The sequence below is a fragment of the Faecalibacterium sp. BIOML-A4 genome (assembly GCF_009679665.1).
GTDB classification, from domain to species: domain Bacteria; phylum Bacillota; class Clostridia; order Oscillospirales; family Ruminococcaceae; genus Faecalibacterium; species Faecalibacterium taiwanense.
In genome coordinates, this window is sequence record NZ_WKZG01000004.1 from 90,149 (window position 1) to 111,337 (window position 21,189).

Sequence of the window (21,189 nt, forward strand, 5' to 3'; positions counted from 1 at the left end):
GGCCGTACACGTACAGCTATCTTATTATACACAACTTTCACAAAAAAGCAAAGCCCCACTTGGTGTTGTTTTATTATTTTCTGTTTTGCCCATTTTCGCGCAGGATATTCCAAAATTTTGATTTCTTTTTCAGGTATTTTACAAAAACCAGATACATTGCTGTTGCGCTTTCTTTACCAGATGTGGTCTTCGCACCGAGTCTCAGTGATCCAGCCCAGCTGGTAGGCAGCCACCAGCTGCTTGAGGTCGTGCACACGCTCCCGCAGCACCTCGCCCTCGTCGGTGTCCTCCACGAGAATGCGATGATTTTCGGTCTCCAGAATGTTTTTCTGGGAAATGATATCCAGATTATCCTTCACCGCTTTCTCGGCACTTTCAAAGGGCTGATGGGTGCGCAGGGACATGGTGCGGCTGGAATACACCAGCGTGTAGCCCGCAATGCCGGTCTTTTCGTGGTAGGCACGGCAGAAACCGCCGTCGATCACCACCAGCCGTCCGCCGCCCTTGATGGGGCTTTCGCCGTTCTTTTCCCGCACCGGCACGTGGCCGTTGACGATGTGGCTGGCACCGGGCAGGCCAAACTCGGCCAGAATGCGGCGGCAGACGGCCTCATCGTTATACCATGTATAATAGGGGTCCTTCACCTCGGTGTGGGTGGAAGCGTCCTCTACATAGAGCCGCTCGAAGGTGGTCATGGCACTGCGGCCAAACAGCGGCGAAAGCTTGCCGCACCACAGATACCACAAAAAATCCTGTCCGCTCTGGCGGGCAGCGCTGCCTTCCGGTGCATAGTAGCCCCGGCGGGCGCGGGCATCGCAGTAGTCCATCAGTGCGCGGCCGGAGTAGTAGCGGCCCTCAAAGCGCTCCATGGCAAAGGTGCCGCGGCTGGTCATGGGCACAGCGCCATGGTAGAGCAGGTTGCCGTTCTCAATGTGGTATACGCTGCCCTTTGCATAGAGAAATTCCACATGCTGCTGCAGTTTTTCGCTCTGGCGGAAGGACTGCACCAGCTTGCGCAGCACCAGCTGTTCATCCGGGTGCAGTGCGGCCGGGTCGGCGGGGTCCACCGTGGGGAACGAGGTATCCCGCAGCGGATACTCCTTTTCGCCGATCTTTACCGTGTGCTTTTCCCAGTCGATGCGGCGCAGATAATCTCGCTCCTGCATCTGGAAGTCCGGGTTGCGGTCGATGACATGGCACTCCAGCTTGAACATCAGAATGCTGATGGCCTTGTGCATCACGGCACAGCGGTGCAGCATTCCCCTGGTGTAGGGGCCGCGGGCCGCATCGGTATGAGGCATCCAGATGGAAAGATCATCATTGCCGTAGAACTGCTCGGCCATGCGTTGCAGATGGCGCAGGTTGATGCCGTAGCAGTCCTCCAGCATTCCGTGGTTATGATAAGCCAGCGTGGTCTTGAGCACCGTGCAGATGCAGATGGGGCTGCCCGCAGCGGCACCCATCCATACTACATCGTGGTTGCCCCACTGGATATCCACATTGTGGTGGCGCATGAGCAGATCGAGGATGATATCCGGGCGTGGGCCGCGGTCGAACAGATCGCCCACGATGTGCAGCTTGTCCACTGCCAGATGCTTGATCAGCTCGCACAGCCGTACGATAAAGCGGTCGGCGCGGCCATTTTCAATGATGCTGCCCACGATCTGGCCGTAGTACAGATCCTTGTCGTGATCCTCAAAATGGGCGTGGAGCAGCTCGTCCAGAATGTAGCCGCAGCTGGCAGGCAGGCATCTGCGCACATGGTCGCGGGTATGCTTGGAGGACACCAGACGGCAGATATCAATGAGACTCAGCAGCGTTTCGGTGTACCACTGATCCAGCGCTTCCTCGCTGGTACAGCGTGCCTTGAGCTGGGGCAGCTTTTCGTTGGGGTAATAGATCAGCGTTGCCAGCTCGGCGCGGGTATGCTTCGGCACGGTATCGCCCAGCACCTGATCTACTTTTTCGCGAATGACACCGGAAGCGGAATTCAGAATATGCACAAAAGCTTCATTCTCGCCGTGCAGGTCGCTCATGAAGTGCTCGGTACCCTTGGGCAGCTTGAGCAGTGCCTGCGTGCTGATGATCTCGCTGGCTGCCGCCGCCTGCGAAGGATAATCCCGCGAGAGCAGGGTCAGGTACTTGAGATTATCGCGGATCTCCTCGGTTTCGGTGCGCATGGTCTCCTCCATCACAACGTTCTCTCCGCCGCAGTCCGCCACACGGACCTTGCAAAGATGTTGCTTTCCATATGTATTATTTTTTCCTTATCTTATAGTATAGCACGTCCGGGGCGAAAAGTGGTATACTGGGGCTGACAAACTTTCAGCAAAGGACTTTGGATATTATGCCGAAAAGCGATTTCGTCTCCGTTCCCTCTTCCTGCACCCTCTGCCCGCGCCGGTGCGGGGCCGACCGTGCTGCCGGGCGCACCGGTTTCTGCGGCGCGGGCGGCACCTTAAAAGCAGCCCGCGCTGCCCTGCACTACTGGGAGGAGCCATGCATCAGCGGCACAAAGGGCAGCGGCACGGTGTTCTTTTCCGGCTGCACCCTCAAATGCTGCTTCTGCCAGAACTATCCCATCAGCGCCGAGGGCCTTGGCAAGGAGATCAGCGTGGAACATCTGGCAGAGATTTTCCTGAATCTGCAGGAGCAGGGTGCCAACAACATCAATCTGGTCACACCCGGCCAGTGGCGGCCCTGGATCATTGCCGCGCTGGATATTGCCCGGGCTAAGGGGCTGCATCTGCCCATCGTATGCAACACCGGCGGCTACGAAACGGTGGAAAGCGTGGAAGCATGGCGCGGATACATCGACATCTGGCTGGCCGACCTGAAATACGTCTCCTCCGCCCTCTCGGCAGAGCTTTCCTCTGCACCGGACTATTTTGCGCAGGCAAAGCCCGCCATTGAAGCCATGATGGCACAGGCCGGGCACCCGGTGTTCAATGCAGAGGGCATCCTGCAAAAGGGGGTCATTCTGCGGCACCTTGCCCTGCCCGGCCATGTTGACGACAGCTTTGCGGTGCTTGACCAGATGGCCGCGTGGAACGATGCAGACCCCGGATGCTTCATCCCCAGCGTTATGAGCCAGTACACACCGTTTTACAAAGCCGCAGAGCACGGCATCGGACGGCGCATTACCACCTATGAATACCGCCGGGTGGTCAACTATGCCATGGACAAGGGACTGGCGCAGGGCTACATGCAGCAGAAGAGCAGCGCAAAGGAAGAGTATACGCCTTCTTTCGATTTGACAGGGGTATGAATTCGTCAAATCTCCCAAAAAAGGCTGATTATTTTCTCTTGCATCCCCGCGGAAGTGCTTGCAATCCCATCCGGGCTGGATTATAATGGATACAACGATGTGTTAACAGAACTCTGATGAGCTGTAAATATCAGGAGGAGCGTTATGGAACATTTCAACCCGATCCTTGGCAACGATACCACCGGCCAGAAATTCATCACCTGTGGTGAGATCATGCTGCGCCTGACCCCGCCGAACTACGAGAAGATCCGTATGGCATCCGGCTTTGAGGCCAGCTACGGCGGCAGCGAGGCCAACATTGCACTGGCACTGGCGAACCTTGGTGTGGACAGTACCTTCTTCAGCGTGGTGCCCAACAACAGTCTGGGCAAGAGCGCCGTGCGCTGGCTGCGTTCCAACGACGTGCACTGCACCCCTATGATCCTGACCGAGCCGAACGAGACTCCTTCCAACCGTCTGGGTACTTATTATCTGGAGACCGGCTACGGCATCCGCCCGTCCAAGGTCATCTATGACCGCAAGCACAGTGCTATTACTGAGTACGATTTCTCGCAGGTGGATCTGGATGCTTTGCTGGACGGCTACGACTGGCTGCACCTGAGCGGCATCACCCCGGCACTGGCACCCAACTGCCGCACCCTCATTCTGGATATGCTCAAGGTCGCCAAAAACAAGGGCCTGACCGTCAGCTTCGACGGCAATTTCCGCTCCACCCTGTGGAGCTGGGAAGAAGCCCGCGATTTCTGCACCGAGTGCCTGCCCTATGTGGATGTGCTGCTTGGCATTGAGCCGTACCACCTGTGGAAGGATGAGAGCGACCACTCCAAGGGCGACTGGAAGGACGGCGTTCCTCTGCAGCCCAGCTATGAGCAGCAGGACGAGATTTTTCAGCACTTCATCGAGCGGTATCCCAACCTCAAGTGCATTGCCCGCCATGTGCGTTATGCGCACAGCGGCAGCGAGAACAGCCTGAAGGCTTTCATGTGGTACGATGGCCACACCTTCGAGAGCAAGCTGTTCACCTTTAATATCCTTGACCGCGTGGGCGGCGGCGATGCCTTTGCCAGCGGCCTGATCTACGCCATGCTGCACAACTACAGAGCCATGGATATGATCAACTTTGCGGTGGCAAGCAGTGCCATCAAGCACACCATCCACGGCGATGCCAACATCACCGATGATGTGAGCACTATCCGCAACCTGATGAACATGAACTACGATATCAAGCGGTAAGTTTTATCGCCGTACAGAGAACGCCCGCCGGGTCTCCCCGGCGGGCGTTGCTTTTTCTATCAGATATACCGCCCGGTGATGCTCTCCGGGTTCTGTCTTATCTGTTCCGGCGTACCTGCCGCCACGATGCGTCCGCCGGCATCGCCGCCGCCCGGCCCCATATCCACAAGGTAATCCGCATTGCGGATCACATCCAGATCATGCTCAATGACCACCACGGTGGCACCGTTCCCGATCAGCTTCTGGAACACACCCAGCAGGGTCTGTACATCCAGCGGATGCAGGCCGATGGTGGGTTCATCGAACACGAACACACTGTCTGCCTGCCCCTTGCCCATCTCGCTGGCAAGCTTCAGCCGCTGGGCTTCGCCGCCGGAAAGGCTGGGTGTCTCCTCGCCAAGGGTCAGGTAGCCAAGGCCCAATTCTTTCAGTACCTGCAGGCGCTGGCGCACAAGCTTGCAGTCCGCACAGGCTTCCAATGCAGTGGACACATCCATGTCCATCAGGTCGGCCATGGAGGCTGGTTCGCCGTTCGCCGTGGGCAGCTTCACTGCCGCCGCTTCCCGGCTGTAACGCGAACCGCCGCAGTCCGGGCAGGGCACTTCTACGTCCGGCAAAAACTGTACATCCAAACTGATGACGCCGGTGCCGTCACAGGTGGGGCACCGCAGCTTACCGGTGTTGTAGGAGAAATCGCCCGCCTTATAGCCGTGGTCTTTGGCATCCTGCGTTTTGGCAAACAGCTTGCGCAGCTCATCGTGCACATTGGCATAGGTGGCCACGGTGGAGCGCACATTGATGCCGATGGGCGTTGCATCGATCAGCTTCACCTGCGCGATTTCCTCGGCCTCCACGCTTTTCACATGCGCTGGCAGGGCTGTGCCATTCACCTTTGCCTGCAAGGCCGGAACCAGGCTTTCCAAAATCAGGGTGGTCTTGCCGCTGCCGGACACACCCGTAACCACGGTCAGCCGCCCCTTGGGCAGTTCCAGTTCCAGCGGCTTCACAGTATGGATGGCCGAGGTTTCCAGATGGATGCTGCCCTGTGCAAACAGTTCATTTTCCGGCACATGAGGCCGGGCGTTCACCCCCGCCCTGCCTGCAAGAAACGGGCCGATCTGAGAAGCCGCGTTCTGTTCAATTTCCGGAATGCTGCCCTGCGCGATCACATGTCCACCCTTTGCACCGGCTTCCGGCCCCATCTCGATCAGCCAGTCAGCTTCCTTTAAAATTTGGGTATCGTGATCCACCAGCACCACCGAGTTGCCGTCGGCCACAAGGTCGTGCATCACATCGGTCAGGCCTTCAATGTTAGAAGGATGCAGGCCGATGGACGGCTCGTCCAGCACATAGAGCACACCGGTGGTACGGTTGCGCACCGCGCGGGCCAGCTGCATCCGCTGGCGCTCACCGGTGGAAAGAGTGGAAGCGGAGCGGTCCAGCGTCAGGTAGCCAAGGCCCAGCGAGAGCAGCCGTGCCGCTGCCGTCTGGAAGGATTCGCAGATATTGCGGGCCATGGGCCGCATCTCTTCCGGCAGACTGTCCGGCACACCCGCCACCCAATCGGTAAGCTGCACAAGAGTCATCTGACAAGCCTTGTCCAGTGTGATGCCCCGCAGCTTTGGGGTACGAGCCGCATTACACAGCCGGGTGCCGCCGCAGTCCGGGCAAATGCCTTGCCGCAGGAACTTTTCCACCCGCTTCATGCCCTTTTCATCCTTGACCTTGGAGAGGGCGTTCTCCACGGTATAGGTGGCATTGAAATAGGTAAAATCCAGCTCCCCGGCCTGATTGGAATTTTTGTTATGATAAAAAATGTGCTTCTTCTCCGCCGGGCCATGGAAAACGATATCCTTTTCCCGGTCGGTCAGGTCGCGGAAGGGCACATCGGTGCGCACGCCCATCTCCCGGCAGATATCCACCATCAGCGACCACATCAGGCTCTTCCACGGGGCCACGGCACCTTCGTCGATCGTAAGAGAATCGTCCGGCACAAGGGTGCTCTCGTCCACGGTCATCACCATGCCGGTACCGCTGCAGGTGTGGCAGGCACCCTGACTGTTGAAGGCAAATTCTTCAGCGGAAAGCGCGCGCACGCTGGCACCGCACTGCGGGCAGAGCAGCGGCTTTTCTGCCGCCACGGCAAGGCTGGGTTCCAGCCAGTGGCCGCACTGCGGGCAGGGATAGCTGGAAAGACGGGAGAACATCAGGCGCAGACTGTTCAGCAGTTCCGTGCCGGTACCAAAGGTGCTGCGGATGCCCGGCACAGCGGGCCGCTGATGCAGTGCCAGTGCAGCCGGAACATACAGCACTTCGTCCACCGATGCCTTTGCCGCCTGCGTCATGCGGCGGCGCGTATAGGTGGAAAGTGCGTCCAGATACCGGCGGGAGCCTTCGGCGTAAAGCACGCCCAGCGCAAGGCTGGACTTGCCCGAACCGGACACGCCCGCCACACCCACGATTTTGCCCAGCGGCACATCCACATTCACGTTTTTCAGGTTGTGCACCCGCGCGCCGCGGATCCTGATATGGTCGACCATCTTCTTTTCCCCCTGCCGTCACCGCTTCTTTTTTAAATAGTACCCAATGCCGATGATATCTGCCAGCGCCCAGCCGATGGGCACGCTGAGCCAGATGCCGGTAACGCCCAGCGGCGTGGCCGAAAGCAGATAGGCCAGCATCAGCGGCAGAGCAAACAGCAAAATGCTGCCGGTGATGGGGCCTTTGGTCAAACTACGCTGCATTGTTTCCGATTCTCCTTTTTATAACGCTGTTTCAGCCGGTGCACTGGCTCTGCCGCTGTCCCGCCTTGAAAGAGACTGCTCTCTTCCTGCAAACTTCTGGCGGTACTCTCTGGGCGTGCAGTGCTTGATCTCCCGGAAGGTCTTTGTAAAGTAGCTGGTATCCGAAAAGCCGCAGTCGGCACCGATCTCGCCGATCTTCATGCTGGTGGAAAGCAGCAGCTCGGCGGCCTTTTCAATGCGGTACTGCTTGACATACTGGATGGGTGTGATCCCCAGCAGTTGCCGGAAGCTGCGCAGGCAGGCGCTCTCACTCAGGGCCACGCAGTCGGAAATGCGCTCCACGTTCAGTTCCTCAGCATAATGCTCTTCCACAAAACGCAGCATCTGTTTCATGCGCTGGGCCGCGATCTGCTCCTGCTGAGAGACCTTTGTTTTTCCACCCTCGCACTGCATTCCCAGCAGATGCACCGCCGCCGAAAGATGGTACCGCGCCTGATTCTCATAGTCAAAGACCTCTTGGGCCACTGCGTCCCAGACTTCCCGCAAATGGCAGAGCACGACCTTCTGCCCGTCGTCTGCCTCGTCCAGCAGAAAGAACGCCGGTGCTCCCGGCTGAAGCAGCGGGTGTACGAGCTTTTGCCAGAAGATGGTATCCATGCCGCCGATCAGGCGCGGATGGAATACCCCGGAATGCAGCAGGGCATCCCCGGTCTCAGCCTGCTCCACCGCATGGAACACTCCGGAATTGACAAACACGCCCTGCCCGGTCTGCAAAACCAGCCGGGCTTTGCTCACGTCCACCGCCAGCGGGCCTTTTACGGCAAGGATGTATTCAAACTCTTCATGCCAATGCCATGCTACCGAGTAGCTTTTGAGGTCCTCTTCATAGCAGGCAATAGGAAACAGTGCGCTGCCGTGCTGCACCAGTTCCCTGCCCTCGTCATCCGCCACAACATCCGGCAGGCAGTTGAGCCCGCCCGCTGCTGCACAGCTGGTGTGAAATGCCACGATCAGCCATCTCCTTTCCGTCAAGGTGCACATCCGCATCCGCGCCGGTTTTGTTGTATCAATCGGGCGTTTTTATCCTAATATTCCGCTCCGATGTGTGATATTATTACATCAGCAAAGTACAAGATGCATTGCAAGTATAACACGCTTCCCGGAGGAACTCAAGATTTATGGTACAGCTTCTGCTTCCGATCATTTACATCTCGTTCATCAGTCTGGGCCTGCCGGATTCCCTGCTGGGGTCGGCGTGGCCCTCCATGTATCCGGCGCTCGGTGTGCCGGTGTCCTATGCGGGGCTGATCTCCATGATCATCTCCTTTGGCACCATTGTTTCCAGCCTGAACAGCGACCGGCTCACCCGTGCGCTGGGTACCGGAAAAGTGACCGCCCTCAGTGTGGCCATGACAGCTGCCGCGCTGTTCGGCTTTTCGGTCTCCACACAGTTCTGGATGCTCTGCCTGTGGGCCGTGCCCTATGGGCTGGGTGCAGGCAGCGTGGACGCGGCCCTGAACAACTATGTTGCCTTACATTATAAAAGCCGCCACATGAGCTGGCTGCACTGCATGTGGGGCATCGGCACCATGATCAGCCCCATGGTCATGGGCCGGGTGCTGGCAGGCGGCGGGCCGTGGACATCCGGCTACCGGTACATTGCCCTGTTCCAGATCCTGCTGAGCGCAGTGCTCTTTTTCAGTTTGCCGCTATGGCAGAGCCGTACTGCAGGCACCGACACCGAAACTGCTTCGACGCATGCGTTGAGCCTTGGACAGGTATTCCGTCTGCCGGGTGCCAGAGAGGTGATGCTGTGCTTCTTCTGCTACTGTGCATTGGAGACCACGGCCGGTCTATGGGCCAGCAGCTACCTCACACTGACGAAAGGCGTTGCCGCCGGCACTGCCGCCAGCTTTGCCAGCCTGTTCTACATCGGCATCACTGCCGGGCGCGCCGCCTGCGGCTTTTTGACCCTGAAATTCAACGATACGCAGATGATCCGCATGGGTCAGTGCATTCTGGCCGCAGGGGTGCTGGCTCTGCTGTTGCCCGGGCCGCAGATCCTTGCCCTGAACGGTCTTGTTCTGGTAGGGCTGGGCTGTGCGCCCATCTATCCCAGTATCATCCACTCCACGCCGGAACACTTCGGCGCGGACAGATCGCAGGCGGTCATCGGCATCCAGATGGCAAGCGCCTATTTGGGCAATCTGGCCATGCCGCCGCTGTTCGGCCTGCTGGCAAACAACATCACTCCGGCACTGTTCCCTTTTTACCTGCTGGCACTGCTGGTGCTCATGGTATTCATGCACGAACAGCTGGTGCGCAAAACAAGCCGCTGCTAATTCTGCCATTCTCCTATTTCATATACAGCAAAAGGCTCCCTGTCCGGTCTCGGGCGGGGAGCCTGCTGTTTTAAAGGAGTTATTTACAGGATGCACCGGCTGATGGCGTTGGCGACCGCAAACAGTTCCTGCTGGCCGATAAAGCCGAACTTTGCCTCGTGTGCGTCCGCAAAGCAGACGGTCAGCTGCGATGCCTGCACCGGGTCGCCAAAGCCTGCCGTCTGGATCCCGAAGTGCAGCACCTTGCGGTACGGCAGCACAAAGATCTGCTGCCGGGTTCCGGTAACGCCCTGCATATCCACCATGATGATGCGGTGGGTGGTAAAGATCACCTGATCGCGCACCGTCTTGTAGGCACCCACGATGCTCTCACCGTCCAGCAGCAGCGCGCGGGCATTTTTGCAGATGTCCTTTTCCTGAAGGCGGATGAGGTTTTCCATTGGCTTATCACGGAATTCCATGGTTTTTGTCCCCTTTCCTGCGTGGTTTTCTGCCCTTATTGTAGCATTCCTGCAGGCGGTTTACAAGATGTGCTCTCGCCTTTTGGGCCGGGCTGTGCTATACTGTATGCCAAAGAGATTCTTATAAAAACGAGGTAACTCCCATGGAGATCATCATTCATCAGGCCATTCTGCACGTGCTGGACACCACCATGGATGCGCCTGTACTCAGCGGCAGCGGCATGGAAATGACCGCCGAAAAGACCGCCTATTTCCAGTACCACATCGAAAAGCTGCTTGCCAGCGACGATATCCGCCAGTGCCGCCCGCTGCCGGATTCCGCCTTTAAAAACGAGCTGGAGCACAACCACGATTTTGTGGACCTTTCCTGCCGCATCGCGGGCGTTCTGTTCGACTACATGCACGCGCACACCACCATTCCGGGGGCAGACCTTGCCGTGGTGGATTTTACCCGCGATGGTGAGCCGTGGCTGGGCATCCTGAAGTTGAACTACAAAAACGGCTACACCCACTACACCGAGAATGTGGAGGGTGCCCCGGTGAACTCCATCATCCAGCAGCGGGCCTGCCTGCCCAGCCAGAGCGGCAAGGTGGAGGAAGGTGCCCTTGTCAATCTGACCGACTACTCCATGAAGCTGCTGGAAAAAAAGTTCGACATCGACGGCCACAAGGATTTTTACCTTTCCACGGTAGTGTTCCAGTACACCACCGCCCAGCCGGAAAAGAAAAAGCTGCAGGCCATTCAGGAAGCCGCCGTGCAGGCCGTGCAGGAAAACTACGCAGATCAGCCCCACGTAGAGGCTCAGGTCGCGATGCTGATCGCCAATCAGGCCGCAGACAACGACAATCAGGTATCCATCCAGCAGGTGCGTCAGCAGTTGGAAGAGGAATATCCCCTTGCCGCCGTGCCCTTTGATGATTATGTGGAAAAGAGTGATGTGCTGGAAGCGCCTGAGCAGCCCGTGACCGTGACCCCTGCGCGCATCCGCCGCATGGAGAGCCGCAGCATCCACACCGCCAACGGCATTGAGGTGAAGATTCCCACCGAACTGCTCAACTCGGACAACGAGGTGGAATTTCTGCACAGCGACGACGGCAGCATTTCGCTGCTCATTAAAAATGTGATCCTGTAAGAAACGATTTAAATTGTCTCCGCGCACGGATCGCACTCCGACAATATCAGCGGAATCATTATTTTCATATTTGCAAAAGCCGAAAAATCTGCGGATTTTCCGGCTTTTCTTTTTTCACAGGAAGGAGCCGTAACGGGAAACAACAAAAAAGCCATCGTTTTTGCATTTCTGCATCAACGATGGCTTCGTATTGGAGCGGCCGACGAGGCTCGAACTCGCTACCTCCACCTTGGCAAGGTGGCGCTCTACCAGATGAGCTACGGCCGCATATTGGAAACCCTGCTGGATTTCCTTAGCTGGTGCCTCCGATCGGAATCGAACCAATGACACGGGGATTTTCAGTCCCCTGCTCTACCGACTGAGCTACAGAGGCATAAGCGGTGCAATTATCCCTGCACCCTCCCGAGCGATTCTCGCGAATTTCGGGGCCCCCGCGAAAGCTTGCGAAGCAAGATTTTGTGGGGAAGAGGAGAAAGTCTGGCGTTCATCACGGCAGTCTTGCTTGCAAGACCGCCCGATGAACTGCAGGACTTTCGACGAAGCGACCCGGATCGGGCTCGAACCGACGACCCCCAGCGTGACAGGCTGGTGCTCTAACCAACTGAGCTACCGGGCCAAATGGTGGAAGTTAACGGGCTCGAACCGCTGACCCTCTGCTTGTAAGGCAGATGCTCTCCCAGCTGAGCTAAACTTCCACAAAATGGAGCGGCCGACGAGGCTCGAACTCGCTACCTCCACCTTGGCAAGGTGGCGCTCTACCAGATGAGCTACGGCCGCACATTCCATGTACTTGTGCCGGGCTGTTTACCGGCGACGCTGATTATTATACCGTACCGCCCGGCAATTGTCAACCACAAATTTGCATTTTCCGCAAAAAAAGTTGGAAACCCGCCTGTCTGTATTCAAAAAGCTTCACTTTTGCGGGCTTTACCTGTGTCATCATTCAAGTTTGTCATTACATACACGAAGAAAATTGATTTGCTTTCCCTTTTGTAAACCATTATAATGGAAAGTGTCATTTTGTCGCCTGTAAGAGCTGCGTCTGTTATGCCGCTGAGGGCATACAGGCGCGTTTTCGTGCGCAGAAATAGGAAAAGCCAGCATAAAGGAGCAAACACAATGTATAAGATCACTGAAAAAGTCGCGCTGAATCCCACCGTGACGAAGATGGTCATTGAAGCCCCGCTGATCGCCAAAAAGGCAAAGCCGGGCCAGTTTATCATTGTGCGCCCGTTTGAGGACAGCGAGCGCATCCCCCTGACCGTGGCCGGTTACGACCGCGAAAAGGGCACTGTGGATATCATTTTCCAGATCGTGGGCGGTACCACGATGGAGCTGAACAGCCTGCAGGTGGGCCAGAGTGTCCACGACTTTGTAGGCCCGCTGGGCCGCGCCACCGAGGTGGAAGGCCTGAAGAAGGTATGTGTCGTGGGCGGCGGCGTAGGCTGCGCCATCGCTCTGCCCATTGCCCGTGAACTGCACGAGCAGGGCTGTGTGGTGCACAGCGTGGTGGGCTTCCGCAATAAGGACCTGCTGATCCTTGAGGACGAGTTCAAAGCCTGCAGCGACGAACTGCGCATTATGACCGACGACGGCAGCTATGGCACCAAGGGTGTTGTTACCGCTGCACTGGACGAGCTGGTGGCCGCCGGCAACCAGTACGATCTGGTCATCACCATTGGCCCGCTGATCATGATGAAGTTCGTGGTCAAGACCTGCCAGAAGCATGGCCTGAAGAGCATCGTTTCCATGAACCCCATCATGATCGACGGCACCGGCATGTGCGGCGGCTGCCGCCTGACCGTTGGCGGCGAGACCAAGTTCGCCTGCGTGGACGGCCCCGACTTTGACGGCGATCTGGTGGATTTTGATGAGGCAATGGCCCGCGGCACCATGTACCGCCCGTTTGAGGCACACGCCCGTGAAGCGGCATGCAATCTGCTCAATCAGGAGGTAAAATAAGATGGCTTTCAATATGGACCCGAAGAAGTGCCCCATGCCCACGCAGGACCCCAATGTGCGCAACAAGAACTTTAAGGAAGTTGCACTTGGCTACACCGAAGAAATGGCCGTGAACGAAGCAAAGCGCTGCGTGCACTGCAAGAACAAACCCTGCCAGACCGGCTGCCCTGTGGGCATCGATATCCCCGAGTTCATCGGCCATGTGGCCGAGGGCGACTTTGAAGCCGCTTATCAGGTGATCAACCGCTCCTCTTCCCTGCCCGCTGTCTGCGGCCGTGTATGCCCGCAGGAGAGCCAGTGCGAGGGCAAGTGCACCCGCGGCATCAAGAACGAGCCGGTGGGCATCGGCCGCCTGGAGCGCTTTGTTGCCGACTGGCACCGTGAGAATGTGCACACCGCCCCCATCGTGCCCGAATGGAACGGCCACAAGGTGGCCATCATCGGTGCAGGCCCTGCCGGCCTGACCGCCGCAGGCGATCTGGCAAAGCTTGGCTACAAGGTCACCGTTTACGAGGCCCTGCATGTGGCCGGCGGCGTGCTGATGTACGGCATCCCTGAGTTCCGTCTGCCCAAGGCCATCGTGCAGCAGGAGATCGACGGCCTGAAGAAGATGGGCGTTGATTTTGAGTGCAATATGGTCATTGGCAAGGTGCTCACCATCGACGAGCTGATGGACGAGTACGGCTACGAGGCCGTGTTCGTAGGCTCCGGTGCCGGTCTGCCCCGCTTCATGGGCATCCCCGGCGAGAGCCTGAAGGGCGTCTACTCTGCCAACGAGTTCCTGACCCGCTCCAACCTGATGAAGGCTTATCTGCCCACCAGCAAGACCCCCATCCGCACCGGCAAAAAGGTCGCCGTTGTGGGCGGCGGCAACGTGGCTATGGACGCTGCCCGCAGCGCCTTGCGTCTGGGTGCCGAGACCGTGTACATCGTCTACCGCCGCGGCATGGCTGAGCTGCCCGCCCGTAAGGAAGAGGTGGAGCACGCCGAGGAAGAGGGCATCATCTTCAAGACCCTGTGCAACCCTGTGGAGATCCACGCCAACGACGAGGGCTTTGTCAAGTCCATCACCTGCATTGAGATGGAGCTGGGCGAGCCGGATGCTTCCGGCCGCCGCCGCCCCATCGAAAAGAAGGGCAGCGAGTTCGAGCTGGATGTGGACACGGTCATTATGAGTCTTGGCACCAGCCCCAACCCGCTGATCCGCTCCACCACCCCGGGTCTGGAAACCAACAAGCACGGCTGCATCGTTACCGACGGCGACGACGGCAAGACCAGCCGCGATGGTGTGTACGCCGGCGGCGATGCCGTGACCGGCGCAGCCACCGTCATCAAGGCCATGGGCGCAGGCAAGGCTGCTGCAAAGGCCATTGACGAGTACATTCAGAGCAAGTAATCCCCTGTGAAGGTGGGCACCGCCCACTGAATACCGGATATGAAAAATCCCCTGTGCCAGCGCACAGGGGATTTTTTGCATCTTATTCTGCGGTCTCCGTTGTGAGCGCCGGGTAGCCCGTCCGCACGCACCGCACAGCGCACCGGGCGCTGCCGCCGGTGGTGCAGGTAAAGAGGGTCAGATCCCATTCATCGGACTCCTCCGTCTTTTCGGTCATTTCCTCAATTTGCGTGGGCTGCAGGTTTTCCACATAGGAGACCTCGTAGGTCCAGCGCATACCGTCCATATCCGTAAAATAGACCTGCGCGCCCTCGGTCAGCCACTTGATGGGGCTGAAATGCTTTGCATAGTTGTGGGCGCAGACCACCATGTTATCCGCATAGGTGGAACCGGAGTAACGGCCCGGTGCGATTTTCAGACCCGCATAGCTCCACTGGCTCATCACCGGCAGTTCCAGCCCGATGGACGGAATGGACAGATAGCCGATGTAATCCCCGCCGTTCAGTTCGGTCACGGTCATTTCCTGCGTGGGGTCCAGCTCCGGCTGCAGCGCCACGGTATCCGATTTTGCCTTTTCCTCAATGGCAGCGTTCAGGGTCTGCTCCAGCTCGCCCAGCACCTCCTGCGAGGCCTTGTCTGCACGGGATGCATCCCACTTGTTATAGGCCAGCAGGGCTGCTGCCGCAAGGATCAGCAGCGCGCCCAGCACCATACACACTCTTCCGATTTTCTGTCGCATAGCAATGTTTCCTTTTTGTTCCGCGGTAGGTTTCATCCCTTTCAGTATATGCGCAATTGGTATGTTTGTCCAGTAAAAACTTACCGCACTGCCCGGTCCGGCACAAGGCGGCACACAAACCGCACCATCAGTGGGGTCAGCGGCAGCCACACCAGCGTGCACGCCACATTGAACAAGGTGTGCGCATTCGCGATCTGCCGGGCGATCACGGCAAGCTCCGGCCCTTTGGGCGAAAGTGCAGCCGTCAGCCGCACATACAACGGCAGACCGGCGCAGAACACCGCCGCGCCGGTCAGATTGAACACTGCATGGGCCGCAGCCACCCGCTTTGCGTCCCGGCTTGCGCTCAAGGATGCCAGCACTGCTGTGATGGTGGTGCCGATGTTATCGCCCAGCAGCACCGGCAGCGCACCCGCAAGACCCAACAGACTGCTGCCGTCCAGCCCGGGGCGGGCTGCAAAGTTCTGCAGCAAGGCAATGGTAGCCGAGCTGCTCTGCACTGTCAGGGTCATGCCAAGCCCCGCCAGCAGCCCCAGCCATGGGTGCTGCCGCACCCGACCCAGCCAGTGCACGAACACCGGGCTTTGCGCCAGCGGTTCCATAGCAGTGCCCATATCGGCAATGCCCTCGAACAGCAGGCCAAAGGCGAACACCGCCCGGCCAATAGCCCGGCCCTTCCGCCCCGCACAGGCAAAGCAGAGCAGCAGCCCGGCCAGCAGCACAAGGCCGCGCACATCTTCCAGCCGGAAGGCCAGCAGCTGTGCGGTAATGGTGGTTCCGATGTTGCAGCCAAAGATCACCGGGACCGCCTGCCGCAGGGTCAGCAGACCCGCACTTACAAAGCCCAGCACCATCACCGTGACTGCCGAGCTGCTTTGCAGTACCGCCGTGACCGCAGCCCCCGCCAGCACGCCCCGCACCGGGCTGCCGGTCACAGCGGCCAGCAGGCTTTTCAGGCGGCTGCCTGCCGCTGTTTCCAGACTGTGGCTGAGCGCATCCATGCCGTATAAAAACAGTGCCAAGCCGCCAAAAAGTGTAAAAATTCTTGTCAGGTTCTGTTCCACTGCCGCCGCCCCTCCCGCAGAAACGTTTCTTATTCTATTTATGCAGCTGCCGGGCGGTTCAGGCTTTCTGCCGCCCTCCCCTTTTTGTGAACTTTTTTAAAATTATCCTAAACTGCCCTTGCATTCTGGGTGCCGGAGGAATATTATTGTCAGGCGTTAATAGTTAACAGCTGTTAAGCATTTTGCAATGAGGAGGGATAGAATGTTGAACGAGACCGAAGCCGCCGCGAGCTTTCACGGTCTGTGCCATTTTTTTGGACGGCTGAGCAAGGCGTCCCGGGCCGGCATGAAGGCGGCTCTGCGGGGCTGTCCCAAGTGCCACTTTCCCATGCTGGAGGGTCTGGCTCACACGATCAGTACCCATGGGCAGAACGGAGCGGTGTATGTTTCCGATTTTGCCCGGGAGGCACACCAGCCGCTGCCGGCCATCAGCCGCAGCCTGCGCCAGCTGGAACAGGACGGCCTTGTTCTGCGCGAAGCGGACCCGGCTGACCGGCGCAAAACGCTGGTGCGCATCACGCCGGAGGGCTACGCCGCCTGTGCCCGGTGTGAGGATGCACTCAGCGATTATTTTGCCTGCGTGATGGCCCGGCTGACACCGGAGCAGGTGCAGCAGATGAATACTTTGCGCGGCGCACTGATGGATGCCATTCTTGCGGAAAACGCTTCCCGTGAAGCAAAAAACAACGAAGGGAGAACCGAACTATGACGAAAATTTTCAAGCAGCTGGCCCGGCACTGGGCCGTCTGTCTTGTGGTGTTCGCGCTGCTGTTCGTGCAGGCGTACTGCGATCTTTCGCTGCCGGACTACACCAGCAGGATCGTGGACACCGGCATCCAGCAGGGCGGCATTGAAAGCCCCCTGCCGGAAACGATACGCCAGAGCACGCTGGATGCCCTCACGCTTTTGATGAGCGAAGAGGACGCTGATGCGCTCCAGAACGCCTACGGGTATTATCTTCAGGACGACGGCGTGCTGAAGCTGCGCACCGACCTGACCGATGACGAGCGCACCGCGCTGGAGGATGCCGTCACCACGCCGGACATCGTGCTGTATATGGCCGCCGCGCAGGCAGCGAACGCCCCCGCCGGGCAGGACACCATGGGCATGACCGGTCTTGCTGACATGCAGGCGGCATCCTCTGAGAGCACCACCACGGATAGCGAGACCGTCACCCCCACTGCCGAAGATCTGGACACCGTATGCGCCCAGTTTGCCGCTATGAGCCAGATGCCCGGCTTCACCCGCGAAGCTGTCCAGCAGCAGCTGGCCGGTGCTTTTGCCAGTCTGGATGATACCCTGATGGAGAACCTCAAAAGCCAGTCCATGCTTCTGGTGCAGCTGGAATACGAGGCTCAGGGCATTGCCCACGATGTGCAGATGCGCTATCTTTACCGCGTAGGCGGCCAGATGCTGGGCCTGACTTTGCTGATGGTGGCTGTGTCCATTGCGGTGGGCTTCCTCGCCTCTCGTGTGTCCGCCGCCATTGGCCGCGACCTGCGCCGGGAGACCTTTGCCAGCGTCATCGGGTTCTCCAATGCAGAGATCGAGAATTTTTCCACCGCATCTCTCATCACCCGCACCACCAACGACATCCAGCAGGTGCAGTTCGTCTGCGTCATGCTGCTGCGCATGGTGGCCTATGCGCCCATTCTGGGCATTGGCGGCGTGCTGCATGTGCTGAACAGCAGCACCGGCCTTTCCTGGATCATCGTGCTGGATGTGGCCGTTCTGCTGCTGCTCATCCTCTTCCTGATGAGTGTGGCCATGCCCAAGTTCAAGATCATGCAGAAGCTGGTGGACCGGTTGAACCTCGTCAGCCGCGAGATTCTGACTGGCATCATGCCGGTGCGTGCCTTCAGCCGTGAAAAGTTTGAGGAGGAGCGCTTCGACAAGGCCAACAAAGACCTGATGAGCACCCAGCTGTTCACCAACCATGCCATGGTTGCCATGATGCCCTTTATGACCCTCATCATGAACGGCACCAGCCTGCTGATCGTCTGGTTCGGCGGCAAGGCCATGGACAACGGCACCATGCAGGTGGGCGAGATGATTGCATTCATCACCTACACCATGCAGATCGTCATGTCCTTCCTGATGCTGGCCATGGTGGCCGTCATGCTGCCCCGCGCCGGTGTGGCTGCGGAGCGCATCGACGAGGTGATCCGCACCAGGGCCACCATCAACGACCCGGACGAAGCTGCTGCAAAGCCCGCGCAGGAGCACGAAAACTGGCAGGGTGAGGTAGAGTTCCACGATGTGAGCTTCCGCTTCCCGGGTGCGGACAGCGATGCGCTGGAGCACATCAGCTTTACCGCAAAGCCCGGCGAGACCACCGCCATCATCGGCTCTACCGGCTGCGGCAAATCCACCCTGCTCAACCTCATCCCCCGCTTTTATGATGTCACCGGCGGCAGCGTGACCGTGGACGGCATCGATGTGCGCAATATGCCGCAGGCACAGCTGCACGACCTGCTGGGCTATGTACCCCAGAAGGGCGTGCTGTTCAGCGGCACCATCGACTCGAACCTGAAGTTCGGCGGGGAGCACATCACCGATGCCGATGTGAAAAAGGCCGCTGCCATTGCGCAGGCCACCGAGTTCATCGACGCAAAACCGCAGGGCTACCAAAGCCCCATTGCACAGGGCGGCTCCAATGTGTCCGGCGGCCAGAAGCAGCGCCTTTCCATTGCACGCGCCATTGCCAAGGACCCCAAAATTTATCTGTTCGACGACAGCTTTTCTGCCCTCGACTTTAAGACCGATGTTGCCCTGCGCCGTGCACTGAAAGCCCAGACCGATAACGCTACCGTTATCATTGTGGCACAGCGCATCTCCACTGTGCTGCACGCAAACCAGATCCTGGTGCTGGACGAAGGCCGCCTGGTGGGCAAGGGCACCCATGCCCAGCTGATGGCTTCCTGCCCGGAGTATCAGGAGATCGCCCGCAGCCAGCTGAGCCAGAAGGAGCTGGACCTCAAATCTCTGAATACCGAAAAGGAGGGTGAGTGATATGCCAAGACCCGGACGCATGACGACCGAACGCGCCAAGGACTTCAAGGGCACCCTGCTGCAGCTTGTGCGCAACCTTGGCCGCTACCGCCTTTCGCTCGTTACCGCCATTGTATTTGCCATTCTTTCTACCATCTTCAATATTGCAGGCCCTAAGGTGCTGGCAAAGGCCACCACGGCTCTTGCCACCGGCTGGATCGCCAAGCTGCGCGGCACCGGCAGCATCGACTTTGTGTATATCGGCCGCATCCTGCTGTTTTTGCTGGGCATGTACCTGCTGAGCAGCGCCTTCAGCTTTATTCAGGGCTGGCTCATGACCGGCCTTTCCCAGAAAGTCTGCTACGACTTCCGCAAGCAGATCAGCGAAAAGATCAACCGCCTGCCCCTTGCCTACTTTGAAAAGCGCACCGTGGGCGAGGTGCTGTCCCGCATCACCAACGATGTGGACACGCTGGGCCAGAGCCTGAACCAGAGCATCACCCAGCTCATCACCAGTGTGACCACCATGATCGGCGTGCTGGTCATGATGCTGTCCATCAGCCCGAAGATGACCCTGATCGCCCTGCTGATCCTGCCCGTCTCGCTGGTGCTGGTGCTCATCGTAGTTCGGTTCAGCCAAAAATACTTCAAGGCACAGCAGGCCATTCTGGGCGTTGTGAACGGTCAGGTGGAAGAAGTCTACTCCGGCCACAACGTGGTCAAAGCCTTCAACCGTGAGGCCGTGGTGCTGAACGACTTCAACGCCGCCAACGATAAGCTGTACGAATCCGCATGGAAGAGCCAGTTTCTCTCCGGCCTGATGATGCCCATTATGAACTTTGTGGGCAATCTGGGCTACGTGGCAGTGGCCATCGTGGGCAGCATTTTTGCGGCAAACGGCACCATTACCATCGGTGACATTCAGGCCTTCATCCAGTACGTCAAGAACTTCACCCAGCCCATCCAGCAGCTTTCTCAGGTGTCCAACATGCTGCAGAGCATGGCCGCTGCCGCTGAGCGGGTGTTCGAGTTTCTGAACGAGCCGGAAGAGGATCAGCAGGCAGACCCGGCCCGCCGGGCCGACCCCGGCTGCATCAACGGTCAGGTGACATTCAGTCATGTCCGCTTCGGCTACACCCCGGACAAGACCGTCATCCACGATTTCAGCTGTGAGGTCAAGCCCGGCCAGAAGGTGGCTATCGTCGGCCCTACCGGCGCGGGCAAAACTACCATGGTCAAGCTGCTCATGCGCTTCTATGATGTGGATTCCGGTTCCATCACCCTGAATGGCCACGATGTGCGTGACTTTGACCGCAGCGCTCTGCGCGAGGGCTTCGGCATGGTGCTGCAGGACACATGGCTGTTCAAGGGCACCATCATGGAGAACATCCGCTATGGCCGTCTGGATGCTACCGACGAAGAAGTGATTGCCGCCGCCAAGGCTGCCAACGCTGACCACTTCATCCGCACCCTGCCCGGCGGCTACCAGATGGAGCTGAACGAAGACGCTTCCAACGTGAGTCAGGGCCAGAAACAGCTGCTCACCATCGCCCGCACCATTCTGGCAGATAACCGCATCCTGATTTTGGACGAAGCCACCAGCAGTGTGGATACCCGCACCGAGCAGCGCATCCAAACCGCCATGGATCGCCTGATGGAGGGCCGCACCAGCTTTGTGATCGCACACCGTCTTTCCACCATCCGGGACGCCGACCTCATCCTTGTGATGCGAGATGGCGACATTGTGGAGCAGGGCACCCACGACCAGCTGATCGAAGCAGGCGGCTTCTACGCCGACCTGTACAACAGCCAGTTCGAGGACGTGGTGGAGTAAGCTGCCCGTCATCGCAGTATAA

16 protein-coding genes and 5 tRNA genes are annotated in these 21,189 nt (G+C 58.5%); 9 read left to right on the forward strand and 12 right to left on the reverse strand.

The genetic code is table 11. The annotated features are described in order from the left end of the window. Nucleotides 1-173 precede the first annotated feature (173 nt). Nucleotides 174-2,192, reverse strand: a complete 2,019-nt coding sequence (locus tag GKG34_RS04115) for a fructose-1,6-bisphosphatase (RefSeq protein WP_154255655.1) — start codon at nucleotides 2,190-2,192, stop codon at nucleotides 174-176. Between the two features lie 155 nt (nucleotides 2,193-2,347). Between GKG34_RS04115 and GKG34_RS04120 the strand changes: the two genes are divergently transcribed. Together GKG34_RS04120 and GKG34_RS04125 are read left to right on the forward strand one after the other, a co-directional pair. Further along, entirely contained in the window at nucleotides 2,348-3,268 is a 921-nt protein-coding gene (locus GKG34_RS04120; RefSeq protein WP_154255656.1) for a radical SAM protein, read from the forward strand. A 144-nt stretch (nucleotides 3,269-3,412) separates the two neighbouring features. Then, nucleotides 3,413-4,501, forward strand: a complete 1,089-nt coding sequence (locus GKG34_RS04125) for a sugar kinase (protein ID WP_005945787.1) — start codon at nucleotides 3,413-3,415, stop codon at nucleotides 4,499-4,501. Nucleotides 4,502-4,560: 59 nt separating this feature from the next. Here the strand turns inward: GKG34_RS04125 and GKG34_RS04130 are convergent, their stop codons facing one another. Genes GKG34_RS04130 through GKG34_RS04140 form a run of 3 tightly spaced genes read right to left on the reverse strand, consistent with a single transcriptional unit; the run spans nucleotide 4,561 to nucleotide 8,253 of the window. Further along, nucleotides 4,561-7,041: an excinuclease ABC subunit UvrA gene (locus tag GKG34_RS04130; RefSeq protein WP_154255657.1), complete on the reverse strand. Its 2,481-nt coding sequence runs from the start codon at nucleotides 7,039-7,041 to the stop codon at nucleotides 4,561-4,563. Nucleotides 7,042-7,059: 18 nt separating this feature from the next. After that, the gene (locus tag GKG34_RS04135; RefSeq protein WP_194173937.1) at nucleotides 7,060-7,245 is read right to left on the reverse strand and encodes a hypothetical protein; all 186 of its coding nucleotides are present in this window, start codon (nucleotides 7,243-7,245) and stop codon (nucleotides 7,060-7,062) included. An 18-nt stretch (nucleotides 7,246-7,263) separates the two neighbouring features. Next, nucleotides 7,264-8,253, reverse strand: coding sequence for an AraC family transcriptional regulator (locus GKG34_RS04140; RefSeq protein WP_347563420.1), 990 nt, complete (start codon nucleotides 8,251-8,253; stop codon nucleotides 7,264-7,266). Nucleotides 8,254-8,423: 170 nt separating this feature from the next. Between GKG34_RS04140 and GKG34_RS04145 the strand changes: the two genes are divergently transcribed. Beyond that, nucleotides 8,424-9,587 carry an MFS transporter gene (locus GKG34_RS04145; RefSeq protein WP_120080212.1) on the forward strand — a complete coding sequence of 388 codons (1,164 nt, stop codon included), beginning with the start codon at nucleotides 8,424-8,426 and terminating at the stop codon, nucleotides 9,585-9,587. Between the two features lie 83 nt (nucleotides 9,588-9,670). Here GKG34_RS04145 and GKG34_RS04150 read toward each other — a convergent pair whose 3' ends face one another. Further along, nucleotides 9,671-10,048 (reverse strand): PH domain-containing protein, encoded by a 378-nt coding sequence (locus GKG34_RS04150; protein WP_097775338.1) that lies wholly within the window; start codon nucleotides 10,046-10,048, stop codon nucleotides 9,671-9,673. Between the two features lie 143 nt (nucleotides 10,049-10,191). Here GKG34_RS04150 and GKG34_RS04155 point away from each other — a divergent pair, with 143 nt between their 5' ends. Beyond that, nucleotides 10,192-11,181: a nucleoid-associated protein gene (locus tag GKG34_RS04155; protein WP_005945773.1), complete on the forward strand. Its 990-nt coding sequence runs from the start codon at nucleotides 10,192-10,194 to the stop codon at nucleotides 11,179-11,181. A 191-nt stretch (nucleotides 11,182-11,372) separates the two neighbouring features. On the opposite strand, the gene GKG34_RS04160 is transcribed toward GKG34_RS04155, so the two are convergent. The 5 genes from GKG34_RS04160 to GKG34_RS04180 form a co-directional block, all read right to left on the reverse strand. After that, nucleotides 11,373-11,448: transfer RNA gene (locus GKG34_RS04160), tRNA-Gly, on the reverse strand. Nucleotides 11,449-11,478: 30 nt separating this feature from the next. Continuing rightward, nucleotides 11,479-11,554: transfer RNA gene (locus GKG34_RS04165), tRNA-Phe, on the reverse strand. Nucleotides 11,555-11,723: 169 nt separating this feature from the next. Next, nucleotides 11,724-11,797: transfer RNA gene (locus GKG34_RS04170), tRNA-Asp, on the reverse strand. 3 nt (nucleotides 11,798-11,800) lie between these two features. Further along, nucleotides 11,801-11,876, reverse strand: a tRNA-Val gene (locus GKG34_RS04175). Between the two features lie 6 nt (nucleotides 11,877-11,882). Continuing rightward, nucleotides 11,883-11,958 (reverse strand) — tRNA-Gly (locus tag GKG34_RS04180). Between the two features lie 342 nt (nucleotides 11,959-12,300). On the opposite strand from GKG34_RS04180, the gene GKG34_RS04185 reads away from it, so the two are divergent. Beyond that, nucleotides 12,301-13,143: a sulfide/dihydroorotate dehydrogenase-like FAD/NAD-binding protein gene (locus GKG34_RS04185; RefSeq protein WP_044954207.1), complete on the forward strand. Its 843-nt coding sequence runs from the start codon at nucleotides 12,301-12,303 to the stop codon at nucleotides 13,141-13,143. 1 nt (nucleotide 13,144) lies between these two features. Further along, the gene (gene gltA, locus GKG34_RS04190) at nucleotides 13,145-14,539 is read left to right on the forward strand and encodes an NADPH-dependent glutamate synthase (protein ID WP_005945766.1); all 1,395 of its coding nucleotides are present in this window, start codon (nucleotides 13,145-13,147) and stop codon (nucleotides 14,537-14,539) included. A gap of 82 nt (nucleotides 14,540-14,621) precedes the next feature. On the opposite strand, the gene GKG34_RS04195 is transcribed toward gltA, so the two are convergent. Further along, nucleotides 14,622-15,278 (reverse strand): sortase, encoded by a 657-nt coding sequence (locus tag GKG34_RS04195; RefSeq protein WP_044954205.1) that lies wholly within the window; start codon nucleotides 15,276-15,278, stop codon nucleotides 14,622-14,624. Between the two features lie 80 nt (nucleotides 15,279-15,358). Then, the gene (locus tag GKG34_RS04200; protein WP_005945762.1) at nucleotides 15,359-16,342 is read right to left on the reverse strand and encodes a Na/Pi symporter; all 984 of its coding nucleotides are present in this window, start codon (nucleotides 16,340-16,342) and stop codon (nucleotides 15,359-15,361) included. Nucleotides 16,343-16,544: 202 nt separating this feature from the next. Here GKG34_RS04200 and GKG34_RS04205 point away from each other — a divergent pair, with 202 nt between their 5' ends. The 3 genes from GKG34_RS04205 to GKG34_RS04215 are packed head-to-tail and all read left to right on the forward strand — an operon-like array spanning nucleotide 16,545 to nucleotide 21,167. After that, complete coding sequence (locus GKG34_RS04205) at nucleotides 16,545-17,051, forward strand: MarR family transcriptional regulator (protein WP_194173936.1); 507 nt, start codon at nucleotides 16,545-16,547, stop codon at nucleotides 17,049-17,051. Further along, nucleotides 17,048-19,354 carry an ABC transporter ATP-binding protein gene (locus tag GKG34_RS04210; protein ID WP_005945758.1) on the forward strand — a complete coding sequence of 769 codons (2,307 nt, stop codon included), beginning with the start codon at nucleotides 17,048-17,050 and terminating at the stop codon, nucleotides 19,352-19,354. Before GKG34_RS04205 ends, GKG34_RS04210 begins: the two co-directional genes overlap by 4 nt. Nucleotide 19,355: 1 nt before the next feature. Then, nucleotides 19,356-21,167: an ABC transporter ATP-binding protein gene (locus GKG34_RS04215; RefSeq protein ID WP_044954204.1), complete on the forward strand. Its 1,812-nt coding sequence runs from the start codon at nucleotides 19,356-19,358 to the stop codon at nucleotides 21,165-21,167. Nucleotides 21,168-21,189 lie beyond the last annotated feature (22 nt).

Coding starts and splice junctions, on each gene's coding strand:
- GKG34_RS04115 (WP_154255655.1), bottom strand. CDS start 2,192: ATGGAGGAGACCATGCGCACCGAAACCGAGGAGATCCGCGATAATCTC.
- GKG34_RS04120 (WP_154255656.1), top strand. CDS start 2,348: ATGCCGAAAAGCGATTTCGTCTCCGTTCCCTCTTCCTGCACCCTCTGC.
- GKG34_RS04125 (WP_005945787.1), top strand. CDS start 3,413: ATGGAACATTTCAACCCGATCCTTGGCAACGATACCACCGGCCAGAAA.
- GKG34_RS04130 (WP_154255657.1), bottom strand. CDS start 7,041: ATGGTCGACCATATCAGGATCCGCGGCGCGCGGGTGCACAACCTGAAA.
- GKG34_RS04135 (WP_194173937.1), bottom strand. CDS start 7,245: ATGCAGCGTAGTTTGACCAAAGGCCCCATCACCGGCAGCATTTTGCTG.
- GKG34_RS04145 (WP_120080212.1), top strand. CDS start 8,424: ATGGTACAGCTTCTGCTTCCGATCATTTACATCTCGTTCATCAGTCTG.
- GKG34_RS04150 (WP_097775338.1), bottom strand. CDS start 10,048: ATGGAATTCCGTGATAAGCCAATGGAAAACCTCATCCGCCTTCAGGAA.
- GKG34_RS04155 (WP_005945773.1), top strand. CDS start 10,192: ATGGAGATCATCATTCATCAGGCCATTCTGCACGTGCTGGACACCACC.
- GKG34_RS04185 (WP_044954207.1), top strand. CDS start 12,301: ATGTATAAGATCACTGAAAAAGTCGCGCTGAATCCCACCGTGACGAAG.
- gltA (WP_005945766.1), top strand. CDS start 13,145: ATGGCTTTCAATATGGACCCGAAGAAGTGCCCCATGCCCACGCAGGAC.
- GKG34_RS04195 (WP_044954205.1), bottom strand. CDS start 15,278: ATGCGACAGAAAATCGGAAGAGTGTGTATGGTGCTGGGCGCGCTGCTG.
- GKG34_RS04205 (WP_194173936.1), top strand. CDS start 16,545: ATGTTGAACGAGACCGAAGCCGCCGCGAGCTTTCACGGTCTGTGCCAT.
- GKG34_RS04210 (WP_005945758.1), top strand. CDS start 17,048: ATGACGAAAATTTTCAAGCAGCTGGCCCGGCACTGGGCCGTCTGTCTT.
- GKG34_RS04215 (WP_044954204.1), top strand. CDS start 19,356: ATGCCAAGACCCGGACGCATGACGACCGAACGCGCCAAGGACTTCAAG.